Origin of the sequence: Actinoallomurus iriomotensis (assembly GCF_030269445.1) — a bacterium.
In the GTDB taxonomy this organism is placed as follows: domain Bacteria; phylum Actinomycetota; class Actinomycetes; order Streptosporangiales; family Streptosporangiaceae; genus Actinoallomurus; species Actinoallomurus iriomotensis.
This window is the reverse complement of record NZ_BSTJ01000005.1, coordinates 545548-560332: the sequence shown is the minus strand read 5'-3', so window position 1 is coordinate 560332 and position 14785 is coordinate 545548. Positions and strand designations below refer to the sequence as shown.

The window sequence follows — 14785 nt, the reverse complement described above, 5'->3', positions numbered from 1 at the left end:
TGCGGAAGGCTGCTCTGGGCCGGGTGGGTGGCAAGATCCCCAATAAAGGATGTTCAATAAGCGGGTGGGCATCGAGTATTGGCCGGTACTCCGCCAGCTCACCGGTTCCGACCGGCTGGGGCGTGGCAAGGCCGCGCGGTCGAAGGACACCGACGCGCTTCGGGCGCGGACGGGCCAGGCCGACCGGGTCGTCGAATCCGTGTGTCCCTACTGCGCGGTCGGATGCGGGCAGAAGGTCTACGTCAAGGACGAGAAGGTCATCCAGATCGAGGGTGACCCGAACTCCCCGATCTCGCGCGGGCGGCTCTGCCCCAAGGGGTCGGCCAGCAAGCAGCTCGTCACCTCCCCGGGCCGGCAGACGAAGGTCCTCTACCGGCGTCCCCACGGCACCGACTGGGAGTCGCTCGACCTCGACGAGGCGATGGACATGATCGCCGACCGGGTGGTCGACGCGCGGCGGAGCGGCTGGGAGGACACCTACGAGGGCAAGCCCGTCCGCCGCACGATGGGCATCGCCAGCCTCGGCGGCGCCACGCTCGACAACGAGGAGAACTACCTCATCAAGAAGCTCTGGAGCGCGCTCGGCGCGATCCAGATCGAGAACCAGGCCCGTATTTGACACTCCGCCACCGTCCCCGGTCTGGGGACCAGTTTCGGGCGCGGCGGCGCCACGACGTTCCAGCAGGACCTGGCGAACGCCGACTGCATCGTCATCCAGGGCTCGAACATGGCCGAGTGCCACCCGGTCGGGTTCCAGTGGGTGATGGAGGCCAAGGCGCGCGGCGCGAAGGTCTTCCACGTCGATCCGCGGTTCACCCGCACCAGCGCGGTGGCGCACCGCCACCTGCCCATCCGGGCCGGCAGTGACATCGTGCTGCTCGGCGCGCTGGTCAACCATGTGCTGAGCGGCGGCCACGACTTCCGGGAGTACGTCCTCAACTACACCAACGCAGCGTCGATCGTGGGCGAGGACTTCCGCGACACCGAGGACCTCGACGGCCTGTTCTCCGGCTACGACGCCGAAAAACGGGAGTACGACCCGACGAGCTGGGCGTACCAGAACGGCGACGCTCAGGCCGCGGCCGGTGCGCGGGACGAGGCGAAGACCGACGACGACCGGTCCCACGAACACGGGCCGGGCGCGACGTTCGAGGCGACGCCGTCGCAGACCGGGCACGCCCCGCGCCGCGACGAGACGCTGGAGCACCCGCGCTGCGTCTACCAGATCCTCAAGCGGCACTTCGCGCGGTACACACCCGAGCTGGTCGAGGAGATGTGCGGCATCGGCCCGGAGCGGTTCGCCGAGCTCGCCGACGCCATCGTGGCGAACTCCGGCCGCGACCGGACGACCGCGTTCGTCTACAGCGTCGGCTGGACCCAGCACACGGTCGGCGCCCAGTACATCCGCACGGCCGCGATCCTGCAGCTGCTGCTGGGCAACATCGGCCGGCCGGGCGGCGGCATCCTCGCGCTGCGCGGGCACGCGAGCATCCAGGGCTCCACCGACATCCCGACACTGTTCAACCTGCTGCCGGGCTACCTGCCGATGCCGTACGCCCACGAGCACGAAGACCTCGACACCTACCTCGAACGCGCGGCCGGAGACACCGGCTTCTGGGGCAACAAGCGTGCCTACATGGTCAGCCTGCTCAAGGCCTGGTGGGGCGACGCCGCCACCGCGGACAACGACTTCTGCTTCGACTACCTGCCGCGCCTGACCGGCGACCACGGCACCTACCACACGGTGCTGGACCAGATCGCCGGCAAGGTCAAGGGCTACTTCCTCATGGGGGAGAACCCGGCCGTCGGGTCGGCGGGCGGGCGGCTCCAGAGGCAGGGCCTCGCCGCGACCGAGTGGCTCGTGGTGCGCGACCTGAACCTCATCGAGAGCGCGGAGTTCTGGAGGAACTCCCCGGAGATCGCCGCCGGCGAGACCAGCCCGGAGCAGATCGCCACCGAGGTGTTCTTCCTGCCCGCCGCGGCGCACACCGAGAAGGACGGCACGTTCACCAACACCCAGCGTCTGCTCCAGTGGCACCACAAGGCGCTGGACCCGCCGGGCGACGCGCGCAGCGACCTGTGGTTCATCTACCACCTGGGCCTGCGCGTACGTGAGCGGCTGGCCGGTTCAACGGATCGGAACGACCGGCCGATCCAGGAGCTGACCTGGGACTATCCGGTCGAGGGGCCGCACGACGACCCGTCCGCCGAGGCCGTGCTGGCCGAGATCAACGGATACGACGGCGACGGCAGGCCGCTCTCCGGCTTCACCGCGCTGAAGGACGACGGCTCGACCTCCTCCGGCTGCTGGATCTACTCCGGCTGCTACACCGGCGGCGTCAACCAGACCGCGCGCCGCAGGCCGGGCCCGGAGCAGTCGTGGGTGGCGCCCGAGTGGGGCTGGGCCTGGCCGGCGAACCGCCGCATCCTGTACAACCGCGCCTCCGCCGACCCCGAGGGCCGCCCGTGGAGCGAGCGCAAGGCCTACGTCTGGTGGGACGGCGAGCAGTGGACCGGCCACGACGTGCCGGACTTCGAGAAGACCAAGCCGCCGTCGTACGAGCCTCCGGAGGGGGCGACGGCGCAGGACGCCATCGCCGGGACCGACCCGTTCATCATGCAGACCGACGGCAAGGCGTGGCTGTTCGTGCCCAAGGGACTCGTCGACGGGCCGCTGCCGGCCCACTACGAGCCGCAGGAGTCGCCGGTCGCGAACCCGCTCTACGCCCAGCAGGACAACCCGGCCCGGCAGCTGTATCCGCGGCGCGGCAACCGCTACCACCCCGCCGGCAGCACGGTGTACCCGTACGCCTTCACGACGTACCGGCTCACCGAGCACCACACGGCGGGCGGCATGAGCCGCTTCCTGCCGTACCTGTCCGAGCTGCAGCCGGAGATGTTCTGCGAGGTGTCCCCGGCCCTGGCGGCCGAGCGCGGGCTCACCAACGGCGGCTGGGCCACGATCGTCACCGCGCGGACCGCGATCGAGGCGCGGGTGCTGGTCACCGAGCGGATGTCGCCGCTGCGGATCCAGGGCCGCACCGTCCACCAGGTCGGGCTGCCCTACCACTGGGGTACCTCCGGCGTCGTGCGGGGCGACTCGGCCAACGACCTGCTGCCCATCGTGCTCGACGCGAACACCCACATTCAGGAGAGCAAGGCCGCGACCTGCGACATCCGCCCCGGCCGCCGTCCCCAGGGCGCCGCGCTCGGTGCCCTCGTACGCCGCTACCGCCGCCAGGCGGGAATCCCGGAGGACTGAGATGAGCGACAGCCTGTACGGGCCGCTGCACGACGTCGCCGAGGACGCGGGGTACGCCGACCCGCCGGCGCGCGCCGGGTTCTTCACCGACACGTCGGTGTGCATCGGGTGCAAGGCGTGCGAGGTGGCGTGCAAGGAGTGGAACGCCATCCCCGACGATGGGTTCGCGCTGACCGGCATGTCGTATGACAACACCGGCCAGCTCGGCGCGAGCACGTGGCGGCACGTGGCGTTCATCGAGCAGTCCCGGCCCCGCGAGGTCGGCGACGGCGACGGCGGCACCCGCTGGCTCATGGCCTCGGACGTGTGCAAGCACTGCACGCACGCCGCGTGCCTCGACGTGTGCCCGACCGGCGCGCTGTTCCGCACCGAGTTCGCCACCGTCGTCGTGCAGCAGGACGTCTGCAACGGCTGCGCCTACTGCGTGTCGGCCTGCCCGTACGGCGTGATCGACCGGCGTGAGGGCGACGGCCGCGCCTGGAAGTGCACGATGTGCTACGACCGGATCGGCGACGGCATGGAGCCCGCGTGCGCCAAGGCCTGCCCGACCGACTCGATCCAGTACGGGCCACTGGACGAGCTGCGCGAACGCGCCCGTGCCCGCCTCGACGAGCTGCACGCGGAGGGCGTCGCGGAGGCGCGCCTCTACGGCGAGGACGAGAACGACGGCGTCGGCGGCGACGGCGCGTTCTTCCTGCTGCTGGACGAGCCGGAGACCTACGGCCTGCCGCCGGACCCGGTGGTGACCACGCGCGACCTGCCCGCGATGTGGAAGTGGGCCGGGGGCGCCGCGGCGGCCCTGGCCGGCTGCGTCGCCGTGTCCTTTCTCGGGAGGCGCTGATGCCGAAACGCGGGGGCGAGCGGTCGATGGTGCCGCGCGCGGAGTTCGGGTCCTACTACGGGCGGCCGGTGCTGAAACGGCCGCGCTGGCAGGCGCCCCACCTGCCCGGCTACCTCTACTTCGGCGGGCTGTCGGGAGCCGCGGCGGCGATGGCGGCGATGGCCGACGCGACCGGGCGCGGGCGGCTCTCGCTCACCGGCCGGGTCACCGCCGCGACGGCCGCGGCCGCGGGCTCGGCGCTGCTCATCGCCGAGCTGGGACGACCGGAGCGGTTCCTGAACATGCTGCGGGTGTTCAAGCCGACCTCGCCGATGAGCGTCGGATCGTGGGTGCTGGCCACGCACGGAGGTCTCACCGGCCTGTCGGCCGCCTCCGGGGTGACCGGGATCGCGCCGTGGCTCGGCCGGGCCGCCGGCGCGGGCGCCGCGCTGACCGGCCCCGTACTGGCCACCTACACCGGTGTGCTGATGGCCGACACGGCCGTTCCGGCCTGGCACGAGGGGTACCGTCACCTCCCGCTGCTGTTCGCGGGCAGCGCGCTCGCGAGCGCGGGCGCCGTCGGGATGGCCGCCGTCCCGCGCGGGCAGGCCGGGCCGGCGCGACGGATGGCCCTGCTGGGCGCGGGCCTGGAGCTCGCCGCGGCCGGCACCCTGGAGAAGGGCGCGGGAATGCGTGAGCAGGCCGAACTCATCTCCGAGCCGTACCGGACGGGGCGCGCGGGCACGCTGCTGCGTCTCGGCCGCGGGCTCACGGCGGCGGGCGCGGCCGGCACGCTCGTCGCCGGCCGCAGCCGTACCGCCGCGGTGGTGTCCGGGCTCGCCCTCACCGGAGGCGCGCTGTGCACGCGGTTCGGCGTCTTCTACGCCGGGCTCGCCTCGGCCGAGGACCCCAAGTACACCGTCGTGCCCCAGCGGGCCCGCCGGGCTACTGGCGCTTGAGGCAGAGCACGTAGCTGAGGAAGGTGTACTTCTTGCTCTTGGCCCAGAACGCCGTCGTGTAACCCGAGACGCTCCTGCACTTGTTCTTGTCCGACGTGCCGGAGAACCGCTTGAGCACCTTGTACGGTGCCGAGTCGCAGTCGGTCTTGAACATCTTCAGGTCCGGTGCCTTGCCCGCGATCCGTACGCAGTCACCGGCCTGGACGAACATCGACTCGTCCACCGTGGGCGAGCCCGACGGCGTGGCGGAGTCGGACGGTGTCGGGAGGGTGCTCGGCACGTCGTTCGGCGGTGTGTAGCTCGGAGCCGCGGTCGGCTGCGTGCTGGCCGCCACCGGGTTGACGGGCTTCTTGCCGTCGTCGCTGCTCAGCGCCCAGATGATCGCGCCGCCGCCGCCCAGCAGCACCAGCGCCGCCACGATCGCGACGACGACGATCGGCCCGGAGTTGCTCTTGCCGGGCGGTCCGGGCGGCGGAAGCGGTCCCCAGCCGCCGGGACCCATCGGGTCCTGCGGCCCGAACCCGCCGGCGCCGGGCTGGCCCCAGGGCGGAGGACCGCCGGGAGGCTGCTGCGCGCCGTAAGGAGGCTGCTGGCCGTACGAGGGCTGCTGGCCGTACGGCGGTTGCTGCCCGTACGGAGGCTGCTGTCCCGGTTGTCCGCCCGGGTAGGGCGGAGGCTGCGAAGGATAGCCGCCAGGCCCCTGTCCCTGTGGCTGCTGGCCGTAGCCCTCGGGTTGCTCATGCACGAACGGCCGCCCCTTCTTTCCCCGTAAAACGTGTCCTCTTACCCAACTAGGACTCGCCCCACTGCGCAAATTGCTCTTTTACCTTCGACGGTGGTGTTTACCGTTTGGATCCCGGCGAAACGCTCTGATGACCGAATTCGGTCATCACTGGGACAGAGGGGGTGCGGGCGTGTCGGTGCGGGTCAGTCGCTCGCGGGGTGCTCGGCCATCAGGGCGCGCAACGGCCGGATTCCGGCCGCGAGGGCGGCGCCGGTCACGAGCGCGAGAAGCGCCAGGGTAAGAAAGTAGGCCGGTTCGGACAGGACGGTGCCGGCCAGCCGGGTCATCTGGCCGCCGACGGCGTCGCCCACGGCGATGGCGAGGTACCACAGGCCGATCATCTGGCTGGCGAACGCCCGCGGCGCGAGCTTGGTCGTCACCGACAGCCCGACCGGGCTCAGGCACAGCTCACCGGTGGTCTGGATGAGGTACGTGACGACGAGCCACAGCGCGGAGACCCGGACGCCGTGAGAGGCCTTGGCCGCGGCGAACATCATGACCACGAAGGACAGGCCGACGAGCACCATCGCGGCGGTGAACTTCAGGGGAGTGCTCAGCCGGTCGCCCGTCCGTACCCACAGGGCGGCGAACGCCGGGGCGAGCACGATCACCATGATGGGGTTGATCGCCTGCAGCCAGCTCGACGGCACGTCCCAGCCGGCCACGGAGAGGTCGGTCTTGTGCTGCGCGAACGTCGTGAGTTCCGTGGCGGCCTGGTCGTAGACCATCCAGAACACCGACGCCGCGGCGAAGAGCCAGACGTAGGCGCGCAGCCGGGCGCGCTCCTCCGAGGTGATCTCGTGGCTGCCGAAGAACATGAACGCGAAGTAGGCCACGGCGACGCCGAGCGGGACGACGGCGACCGCCCAGGTGATGTTGTCGAGCGTGAGCGTGCCGGTGGCCGCGCCGAGGAGGACGATCGCGGCGACGGCGGCGGAGCCGGCGAGGACGGCCGTGTGCAGGTGGCGGCGCTCCCGGTCGTCGAGCCGGCGGGACGGCCGCCCGCCGGGCAGGTGCCGGCGGCCGAGGACGTACTGGGCCAGGCCCAGCGCCATGCCGACCGCGGCGACGCCGAAACCGAGGTGCCAGGACACCTTCTGCCCGAGCGTGCCCACGACCAGCGGTGCGAGGAACGCGCCGAGGTTGATGCCCATGTAGAAGATGGAGAACCCGGCGTCCCGGCGGGCGTCCTCGTCCTCGCCGTACAGGTGGCCGACGAGCGTGGCGATGTTCGGCTTGAGCAGCCCGGTGCCGGCGATGATCAGGGTGAGCCCGAGGTAGACGAACCCGGCGCCGCCGGGCATCGCCATGGCGATGTGCCCCAGCATGATGATCACGCCGCCGTACAGGACGGACGGGCGCGGCCCGAGCATCCGGTCGGCGATCCAGCCGCCGGGCAGCGTGACCAGGTAGACCATGGCCGAGTACACGCCGGCCAGCGCCTTGGCCGTGCCGTCCGCGAGGCCGAGGCCGTGCTCGGCCGCGGGGGCCGCGAGGAACAGCACGAGGATGCTGCGCATGCCGTAGAAGCTGAAGCGCTCCCACATCTCGGTCAGGAACAGGGTGGCGAGCCCCCGCGGATGCCCCAGGAAGCGGCGTTCGCGGCATGCGTCGGTCGCCGATGCGGCCATGCGGTCTCCCCCGAATCTCCGCAGCGGCCATGAGAGTGTGCCTGCTTCGTACCCTCGGCGATCTACTCGCGAACGATCAGGGTGTGGCTTTCGCGCCCGATGAGCTCGCCGACGACCGGGGCGCCCGGGATCTCCCCCGCGACGAGGAGACCTCCGGAGGTCTGCGCGTCGGCCAGCAGCAGCCGGTCCTCCTCCGCGACGCCGCCGAAGTCGGTGTGCGGGCTCACCCAGGAGAGGTTGCGTCGCGTGCCACCGGAGACGAAACCGTCCCGTACCGCCTCGCGCGCGCCGTCGAGGTAGTCGACGGCGGACGAGTCGATCACCGCGGTGACCCCGCTCGCCCGCGCCATCTTGTACAGGTGGCCGAGCAGGCCGAAGCCGGTGACGTCGGTGGCGCAGGCGTGACCGCGGTCCAGCGCGACCCGTGAGGCGCCCGCGTTGAGGGTCGTCATCGCCGCGACGGCCTGGGGGAAGACCTCGCCGGTCGTCTTGTGCCGCGTGTTCAGCACGCCGATGCCCAGCGGCTTGGTCAGGCAGAGCGGCATGCCCGGGCGTCCGGCGTCCAGGCGGAGCAGCCGCGCCGGGTCGGCGAGGCCGGTCACGGCCATGCCGTACTTCGGCTCCGGGTCGTCCACGCTGTGCCCGCCCGCGACGTGGCAGCGCGCCTCGCGCGCCACGTCGAGCCCGCCGCGCAGGACCTCGCGTGCGAGTTCCATCGGCAGCGTGTCGCGCGGCCAGCCCAGGAGGTTCACGCCGACCAGTGGACGGCCGCCGACGGCGTACACGTCCGAGAGGGCGTTGGCCGCGGCGATCCGCCCCCAGTCGTACGGGTCGTCGACGACGGGCGTGAAGAAGTCGGCCGTGGCGACCACGGCGTTGTCCTCCTCGATCCGCACGACGGCCGCGTCGTCGCCGTCGTCGAGGCCGATGACCAGGTCGTCCGGGCGAGGGGCCTCGATGAGCCCGGCCACGACCGACTCGAGCTCGCCCGGCGGGATCTTGCAGGCGCAGCCGCCGCCGTGGGCGTACTGCGTGAGCCGATACTTCATGAGGCCCCTCCGCGTCGGTGTTCCGCGACGGAACTCATCCTGCCGTAACCCTTGTCCGAGCGGAGTTCTCCATGGTGCGATGCTGCCCTGTAAGCGAGCACTGACACCGGAGGCGTAATGGGCGTGCTGGAGGAGCGGGCCGAGGTCGAGAAGGTGATCGCGGGTGCCACGATCGCCGACGCGCTGCTGGAGACGGCGACGCGGCACCCGGACGCCCCCGCCTTCACCCAGGGTGAGGAGACTCTGACCTGGTCCGAGGCCCGGGATCGGGTGCTGCGGATCGCCGCGGCGTTCACCGCGCTCGGCCTGGAGCCGGGCGACACGGTCGCGCTGATGATGCCCAACCGCACCGAGCACGTCCTGGCCGACCTCGGCGTCGTGCACGCGGGAGGCGTCCCGACCACCCTGTACGCGACGCTGGCACCCGAGCAGATCGCGTACGTCGTCGGCGACTGTGACGCCCGGTACGCCGTCCTGGACGGCCCGTCCCAGGTCGAGCGCTGGGCGCCGGTCCTGTCCCGGCTGCCGGACCTGCGGGCGGTGATCGTGCTGGAGGACTGCCCGTCCGGCGATCCGTACATGTCGTGGGAGAAGTTCCTGCGCATGGGGGAGCCCGGCGCCGAACGTTGGCGCGACCTCACGCCGGACTCCACGCTGACCGTGCTCTACACCTCGGGGACGACCGGCCGCCCCAAGGGCGTCATCGTCACGCACCGCATGGCGCTGTACGAGTGCCGCGTGTCGGACATGACGTCCGAGCTCCCGGCGGGCAGCGTCGGCGTCTCCTACCTGCCGTTCGCCCACATCGCCGACCGGGTGATCAGCATCTACCTGCCGGTCGTCCGCGGCACGCACGTCTACTTCTGCCCCGACCCGGGCGGGCTCGCGGCCACGCTGGCCCGGGCGCGCCCGCACGGCTTCTTCGGCGTGCCCCGCGTGTGGGAGAAGATGATGGCCGCCATCCAGGCCGTCCTCGCCGCGGAGCAGGACGACTCCCGGCGCGCCGCCGTCACCGCCGCGATGGACGCCGGACGGGCGTACGTCGAGTCGTGCGAGTACGGGCGGGAGACGACCCCGGCCGTGTTGGAGGCGTTCCAGCGGGCCGACGAGACCGTGCTCGCGCCGATGCGCGCCCTGATCGGCCTGGACCGCGTACGGCAGACGCTGAGCGCCGCCGCGCCGCTGCCGATCGACGTGGCGCGCTTCTTCGCCGGCCTGGGCCTGCGCATCCTCGACGTGTACGGGATGACGGAGACGACCGGCGCGGCCACCGCGAACCGGCCGGACTCCTTCAAGCTCGGGACGGTGGGGCGGGCGATGCCGGGCATCGAGATCCGGATCGCCGACGACGGCGAGATCCTCATCCGCGGCACCATCTGCACGCCCGGCTACCTCAACCGGCCCTCGGACGACCTGCTGGACGCCGACGGCTGGGTGCACACCGGCGACCTCGGCGAACTCGACGACGACGGCTTCCTGAAGGTCGTCGACCGCAAGAAGGAGATCATCATCACGGCGGGCGGGGAGAACATCGCCCCGTCGCTCATCGAGAACCTGCTGAAGGAACACCCCCTGGTCGGCCAGGCCCTGGCATACGGTGACGGGCGGCGCTACGTGGTGGCGGTGCTGACCCTGGACGGCGAGGTCGCACCGGCGTGGGCCGCGGCGCGCGGCGTCGAGGGAGACCTGGCGGCCCTGGCGTCCCATCCGCTGGTCCTGGAGGAGATCGCCCACGCGGTCGAGGCGGCCAACGGCCGACTGGCCCGCGTACAACAGGTCAAACGCTGGCGCCTGCTGCCGGACGAGTGGACGGCGGAGAGCGAGGAGCTGACACCGACGCTGAAGCTGAAGCGCCGGGTGATCCACGCCAAGTACGCCGACACGTTCGCGACCCTGTACGACGCCTGACCGCCTGCCGATGGGTCGCTCGCCGGGCGGCGCAGGGAACCGATGACGCTCAGCGTCGACGGACGCCCGCCCCACCAGCAGGACGACTGACACGAACCGACGCAAAGGACCCGGCGTCCCCTGGGAACCCGGACGCCGGATGGCGCGGGGTCCGTCATCCGGCTTCGAGGACATGCCGGGTCTCCCGCGCCGGCTGGTTCTCGCCGTCCCGCCGACGGCGGCCCGCCGTTCCTTTCGTGTCCTTCGGTCGTTGGCCTGTCGCCGGAATTCTGTCGGGCCCGGCCAAGGTGCCGTTCGGTGGATTGCTCACCGGAGATTCCGGAGGTTCCGGGGAACCGGTGTGAGGCGGTGAGCGTCTGTAGGGCATGACCCGGATCTTGGCCGTCGCCGTCACCGTGCTGGTCGCGGGCTGGGACGTCGCCGACGCGCTCACGCCGTCCGGGGTTCTGCTCGCCGCGGCGGCTCTCGCCGTTGCCGGGCTGGTGCTGCTCGCCGCGCGCCGTCCCGCAGTGCGGTTCGCCGCGGAGGGGGCCGGGCCGTCGCCGGCGATGCGCTCGCGTGCCCGCCGTACCGCCATCGTCCGGCTGTGCGACCCCAACGCCGCGGGTCGCCCCCGTCCCCGAGCGCCGTCGGCCCGTACCCGGGCCGCACATCGTTAGCGCCGGTTCTCCCGAGCCCGCCGCGCGGCGGGCTCGCCGTGTCGTCGCCTGACCGGTTCGTTCCGCTCCGCGGGGAGACGCCCTGCCGAGCGGGTGGGGCCCCTGGCCTCCACCGTCCGCCGGGCCCCGTGGCCGCCGCGCGGGTGCGGCCCTCCCGCCTGTCCTCTCAGGAGTTCGAGCCGAAGGGTCTCCTCACCGCATGTTCGCACTGTTCGACGCCGCCGTCGGCGTCGCGTACCACCTCGTCACCGGCCTCATGTCCCTGCTGGAACCGCTCACGGGCGGCCTCAGCGCCGCCGTCGCCGTCATCGCGTTCACCGCATGCGTCCGCCTGGCGCTCCTGCCGCTGAGCGTCCGGCAGGCCCGGGCCAACCAGGCGCGCCTGCGCCTGGAACCGCAGGTCAAGAAGCTTCGCGAACGTCACCGCGCCGACCCGGTCCGCGCGCATCAGGAGATCGGCGCCCTCTACCGCGCCGAAGGCACCTCGATGTGGGCCGGGATCGGCCCGTCGTTGCTGCAGATGCCGGTCTTCGCCGTCGTCTACCGCATCTTCCTGTCCCCGGCCGTGGGCGGGCACGCGAACCTGCTGCTGGCCCACACGCTGCTCGGCACGCCCCTGGGCGCGCGCTGGCTCCTGTCCGCCGGAGCCTTCGGCCCGCACGGCCTGGTCTTCCTGGGCCTGTTCGCGCTGCTCGCCGTCGTGGCCTGGTGGACGTCCCGGCAGGCGCCGACACCGCCGGGCCCCCTCGGCCGGGTGACGCGCGTCCTTCCGTACGGCACCCTGCTGGTCGCCGCGTACGTTCCCCTGGCCGCCGGCCTGTACGTCCTCACCACGACCCTCTGGACCGCGGCCGAACGCGCCATCCTCTGGCGCACACCCGCGGGTACCTGAGTAGGCTCACGGGCGGAGGCGGGAGGGTGCCTGGTGGCCCCCATGGTCTTCAAAACCACTGCACGGCGCTCGGCGTCGTGGGCGGGTTCGATTCCCGTACGCCTCCGCCACCTTCTCTAGTGCCGCACTGACCAGGGGAGATGCCGCGGCGCGGACAAGGCCCGGCAAGGTCGCCGAGCGGTTCGGCACGTCGACGACGCGCGCCGTGAGCTGCTCGCCAGCGCTGCCGGCGGCCCGTTTCCGTCTCGGGCGTCCGTCAGCTCTGCGGGAGGGAGTCCAGCATCTGCTTGAACGTGCCGGAGAACCTCATACCGAAGTCCTGGTCGCTCTTCAGGGTGACGCCCATCGACTCCAAGCGGCCGCGGGAGTACCAGAACACGCCGTCGCTCATCGGCGCCGGATCGCCCTTCATCAGTTGCCGGCTCGTCTGCACGAGGAACGGGATCATGTTCAGCGCCTGGCGCGACTGGATCGGCAGGGCGATGAAGGAGTTGTTGGTGGGCAGGGTGACGATCGCGCCGTTCGGCAGCGAGGTGCCCAGCACCTCCTCGACGCGCAGCGCTTGGCCGACAGCGGGCCAGCCGGTGCCGTTCACGACGTGCATTTTGACGCCGACGTTGGTGTCGAACGCCCGGATGTTGAGCTTGTCCTGACGCATGTTCGCCAGTGCGCGCTGCCAGAGCGCACCGGGGTCGGCGCCCCACTGGGCCGCGGCATGCTGGGCCACCGTCATCGCCTCGTGCGAGCCGCCGCGCCGACGTGACTCGGCTTTGACGACGAGGACGGCGGACAGCCCCTCGCCGATGTCATAGGCGACCGGGTCGGACCCGAGCCCGCCGTCCTGCTGACGACTGATGATCAGGGACAACTGCGCGTCCCGCACCTCCGGACGCATCGCCCCCAGCGCCTGGCAAGGCCCGTGCGCCGAGCATCCTGGCGCGGTGTAATGCCTTGAATCGGGATTTCCTCGGTTGAATATTCCCATCGGCTCAGCATGCCAGCGCTCACCACACCGGTCGACTCGCGGCTGACCCGGTCACCACAGCGACCTCGGTCCTGCCTCGGTGAGGGTCCGAAGTTCCGGCGAACCGCAAAATAGGTCGTAAGCCTGGACCCGACGGGCTGATCAGGTGTTCGGTGCACCGGGTGGCCGTAATGCGCCATTTGTTTGGTTTCTGTGGTCCGCCGTTTCGGCGTGAGCGTCTTCCGTGCAGACGTTGGAAGGAGTACGGGGAATGAGAAGACGTCTGTTCACACGGGGGGCTGCCGCGCTTGCGACGACCGCCGCGCTCATGGTGATCGCCGGGCCGGCCCACTCGGCGACGTCGGCACAACCGGGGCATGACTTCAATGGGGACGGCTACCAGGACATCGCGATCGGCGGGCCAGGCGGCACGGTCGACGGCCTCGGGGGCGCCGGATACGTCACCATCGTCTACGGCTCGAAGAACGGGCTCGACCCGGCGAACGGCGTGACGATCAGCCAGGCGAGCGCCGGAGTGCCGGACGATCCGGAGGAAGGCGACGCCTTTGGATCCTCCCTCGCGGCCGGCGACTTCAACGGGGACGGCTTCGCCGACCTCGCCGTCGGCTCACTCGGGGAGAGCATCGACGGCAACACCACCAGCGGCTCGGTGACGGTGCTGTTCGGCAGCGCGGACGGCCTCGGCAACGGGTACCTCGTGCCCGGCGACAGGGCGATCGGAAGCGCCGTCGGGGCGGGGGACGTCAACGGCGACGGTCAGGTCGACCTGCTGGTCGGCTCCCGCTCGGTCTACGTCACCGGGACGGTCGACACTTACAGCTTCCCGCACGGCGGCTACGACAATCCCGCGATTTCCCTCGGCGGTGAAGACGGCTGGGGCGGCGAGGACGGAATCATCACCGGCGACGTCAACGGGGACGGCTACACCGACGTGCTGGCCGCCTGGACCGCGGTCGGCGGCACGCCGGAGGTCTATTACCTTCCCGGCTCGGCGAACGGGATTCAGGGTGACGCCCGGGTCCTGGTGGACGGCGGCGTCAGCATCGCCGTCGGCGACATCGACAAGGATGGCCACGCCGACCTGGTCGCCGGCCAGCCCGCGGGCTACACCGGTGGACAGATCGAGGTGGAGTACGGCACCGCGAACGGCTTCACCGGCGGCCGCGTCCAGACGATCGACCAGAACACCTCCGGCGTGCCGGGGACCAGCGTGTACGGGGACCAGTTCGGCTCGGCCGTGGCGGTCGGTGACGTCGATGGCGACGGCTACCCCGACGTCGCCGTCGGGGCGCAGGGCAAGGCCGTTCATGGCGCGACAGCCGCCGGCGAGGTCGTCGTCCTGCGCGGTGGCGGGAGCGGCCTGACCACCGCGAAAGCCAAGGCGTTCACCCAGGACAGCTCTGGCGTCCCGGACACCGCGGAGCAAGGGGACGAGTTCGGCTGGCTGGTCTCCCTGATCGACCACAACGCGGACGGCCGGGCGGATCTGACGGCCTCGGCGGTCGGCGAGAACAAGTCCTGGGACGGCGCGCCGTACGGTGCCGGCGTCGTCACCACGCTGCGCGGGTCGAACTCCGGGACCACGACGAAGAACGCCATGACGTTCGGCCCGGCGGCGTTCGGCCAGAACCCGACGGACGCGCGCTACGGCTGGGCGATCACACCGTAGGCGAGCCACTGCCGGGCTTCCCCGAGGGGAGCCCGGCAGCCGGCGAGAGCCGGTTGGCCGTGGCGTACGGCCCGCGAGACTGGAGCGGAACGGATTCTGGCGGTAGCGGGCTTGATGTAGCGGCCGGAACGGAAAGTCACGGTAGGGGGAGGTTCCACTGCGGTAGT

Annotated in this window: 11 protein-coding genes and 1 tRNA gene; 8 read left to right on the top strand and 4 right to left on the bottom strand. The window is 71.5% G+C overall.

Features of this window, described 5'->3' with window-relative positions:
• Window positions 1-49: 49 nt before the first annotated feature.
• Genes fdh through nrfD form a run of 3 tightly spaced genes read left to right on the top strand, consistent with a single transcriptional unit; the run spans window position 50 to window position 5041 of the window.
• Window positions 50-3262, top strand: a complete 3213-nt coding sequence (gene fdh, locus QSK37_RS23465) for a formate dehydrogenase (protein ID WP_285624846.1) — start codon at window positions 50-52, stop codon at window positions 3260-3262.
• Between the two features lies 1 nt (window position 3263).
• Entirely contained in the window at window positions 3264-4103 is an 840-nt protein-coding gene (locus tag QSK37_RS23460; protein ID WP_285583385.1) for a 4Fe-4S dicluster domain-containing protein, read from the top strand.
• Window positions 4103-5041: an NrfD/PsrC family molybdoenzyme membrane anchor subunit gene (nrfD, locus tag QSK37_RS23455; RefSeq protein WP_285624843.1), complete on the top strand. Its 939-nt coding sequence runs from the start codon at window positions 4103-4105 to the stop codon at window positions 5039-5041. Before QSK37_RS23460 ends, nrfD begins: the two co-directional genes overlap by 1 nt.
• Here nrfD and QSK37_RS23450 read toward each other — a convergent pair.
• The 3 genes from QSK37_RS23450 to selD all read right to left on the bottom strand — a co-directional run bounded on the left by QSK37_RS23450 (window position 5028) and on the right by selD (window position 8505).
• Window positions 5028-5786, bottom strand: a complete 759-nt coding sequence (locus QSK37_RS23450; protein ID WP_285624840.1) for an LppU/SCO3897 family protein — start codon at window positions 5784-5786, stop codon at window positions 5028-5030. The genes nrfD and QSK37_RS23450 overlap by 14 nt on opposite strands.
• Before the next feature lie 182 nt (window positions 5787-5968).
• A complete protein-coding gene (locus QSK37_RS23445; protein WP_285624837.1) occupies window positions 5969-7456 on the bottom strand; it encodes a peptide MFS transporter in 1488 nt (495 codons plus the stop codon).
• A gap of 62 nt (window positions 7457-7518) precedes the next feature.
• Window positions 7519-8505 carry a selenide, water dikinase SelD gene (gene selD / locus QSK37_RS23440; RefSeq protein ID WP_285624835.1) on the bottom strand — a complete coding sequence of 329 codons (987 nt, stop codon included), beginning with the start codon at window positions 8503-8505 and terminating at the stop codon, window positions 7519-7521.
• A 117-nt stretch (window positions 8506-8622) separates the two neighbouring features.
• Here selD and QSK37_RS23435 point away from each other — a divergent pair, with 117 nt between their 5' ends.
• The 4 genes from QSK37_RS23435 (at window position 8623) to QSK37_RS23420 (ending at window position 12074) form a co-directional block, all read left to right on the top strand.
• Window positions 8623-10413 carry an AMP-dependent synthetase/ligase gene (locus tag QSK37_RS23435; protein WP_285624832.1) on the top strand — a complete coding sequence of 597 codons (1791 nt, stop codon included), beginning with the start codon at window positions 8623-8625 and terminating at the stop codon, window positions 10411-10413.
• Between the two features lie 365 nt (window positions 10414-10778).
• A complete protein-coding gene (locus tag QSK37_RS23430; protein ID WP_285624829.1) occupies window positions 10779-11072 on the top strand; it encodes a DUF6412 domain-containing protein in 294 nt (97 codons plus the stop codon).
• 199 nt (window positions 11073-11271) lie between these two features.
• A complete protein-coding gene (locus tag QSK37_RS23425; RefSeq protein WP_285624827.1) occupies window positions 11272-11964 on the top strand; it encodes a YidC/Oxa1 family membrane protein insertase in 693 nt (230 codons plus the stop codon).
• A 14-nt stretch (window positions 11965-11978) separates the two neighbouring features.
• Window positions 11979-12074, top strand: a tRNA-Sec gene (locus QSK37_RS23420).
• 146 nt (window positions 12075-12220) lie between these two features.
• Here QSK37_RS23420 and QSK37_RS23415 read toward each other — a convergent pair.
• Entirely contained in the window at window positions 12221-12859 is a 639-nt protein-coding gene (locus QSK37_RS23415; RefSeq protein ID WP_285624825.1) for a hypothetical protein, read from the bottom strand.
• Between the two features lie 340 nt (window positions 12860-13199).
• Here QSK37_RS23415 and QSK37_RS23410 point away from each other — a divergent pair, with 340 nt between their 5' ends.
• The gene (locus QSK37_RS23410; RefSeq protein ID WP_285624822.1) at window positions 13200-14618 is read left to right on the top strand and encodes an FG-GAP-like repeat-containing protein; all 1419 of its coding nucleotides are present in this window, start codon (window positions 13200-13202) and stop codon (window positions 14616-14618) included.
• The last annotated feature ends 167 nt before the right edge of the window (window positions 14619-14785 follow it).

Bases quoted from the DNA above. Each gene is read 5' to 3' on its own strand.
- QSK37_RS23460 (WP_285583385.1), top strand. From the start codon at position 3,264: ATGAGCGACAGCCTGTACGGGCCGCTGCACGACGTCGCCGAGGACGCG.
- nrfD (WP_285624843.1), top strand. From the start codon at position 4,103: ATGCCGAAACGCGGGGGCGAGCGGTCGATGGTGCCGCGCGCGGAGTTC.
- QSK37_RS23445 (WP_285624837.1), bottom strand. From the start codon at position 7,456: ATGGCCGCATCGGCGACCGACGCATGCCGCGAACGCCGCTTCCTGGGG.
- selD (WP_285624835.1), bottom strand. From the start codon at position 8,505: ATGAAGTATCGGCTCACGCAGTACGCCCACGGCGGCGGCTGCGCCTGC.
- QSK37_RS23435 (WP_285624832.1), top strand. From the start codon at position 8,623: ATGGGCGTGCTGGAGGAGCGGGCCGAGGTCGAGAAGGTGATCGCGGGT.
- QSK37_RS23430 (WP_285624829.1), top strand. From the start codon at position 10,779: ATGACCCGGATCTTGGCCGTCGCCGTCACCGTGCTGGTCGCGGGCTGG.
- QSK37_RS23425 (WP_285624827.1), top strand. From the start codon at position 11,272: ATGTTCGCACTGTTCGACGCCGCCGTCGGCGTCGCGTACCACCTCGTC.
- QSK37_RS23415 (WP_285624825.1), bottom strand. From the start codon at position 12,859: ATGCGTCCGGAGGTGCGGGACGCGCAGTTGTCCCTGATCATCAGTCGT.
- QSK37_RS23410 (WP_285624822.1), top strand. From the start codon at position 13,200: ATGAGAAGACGTCTGTTCACACGGGGGGCTGCCGCGCTTGCGACGACC.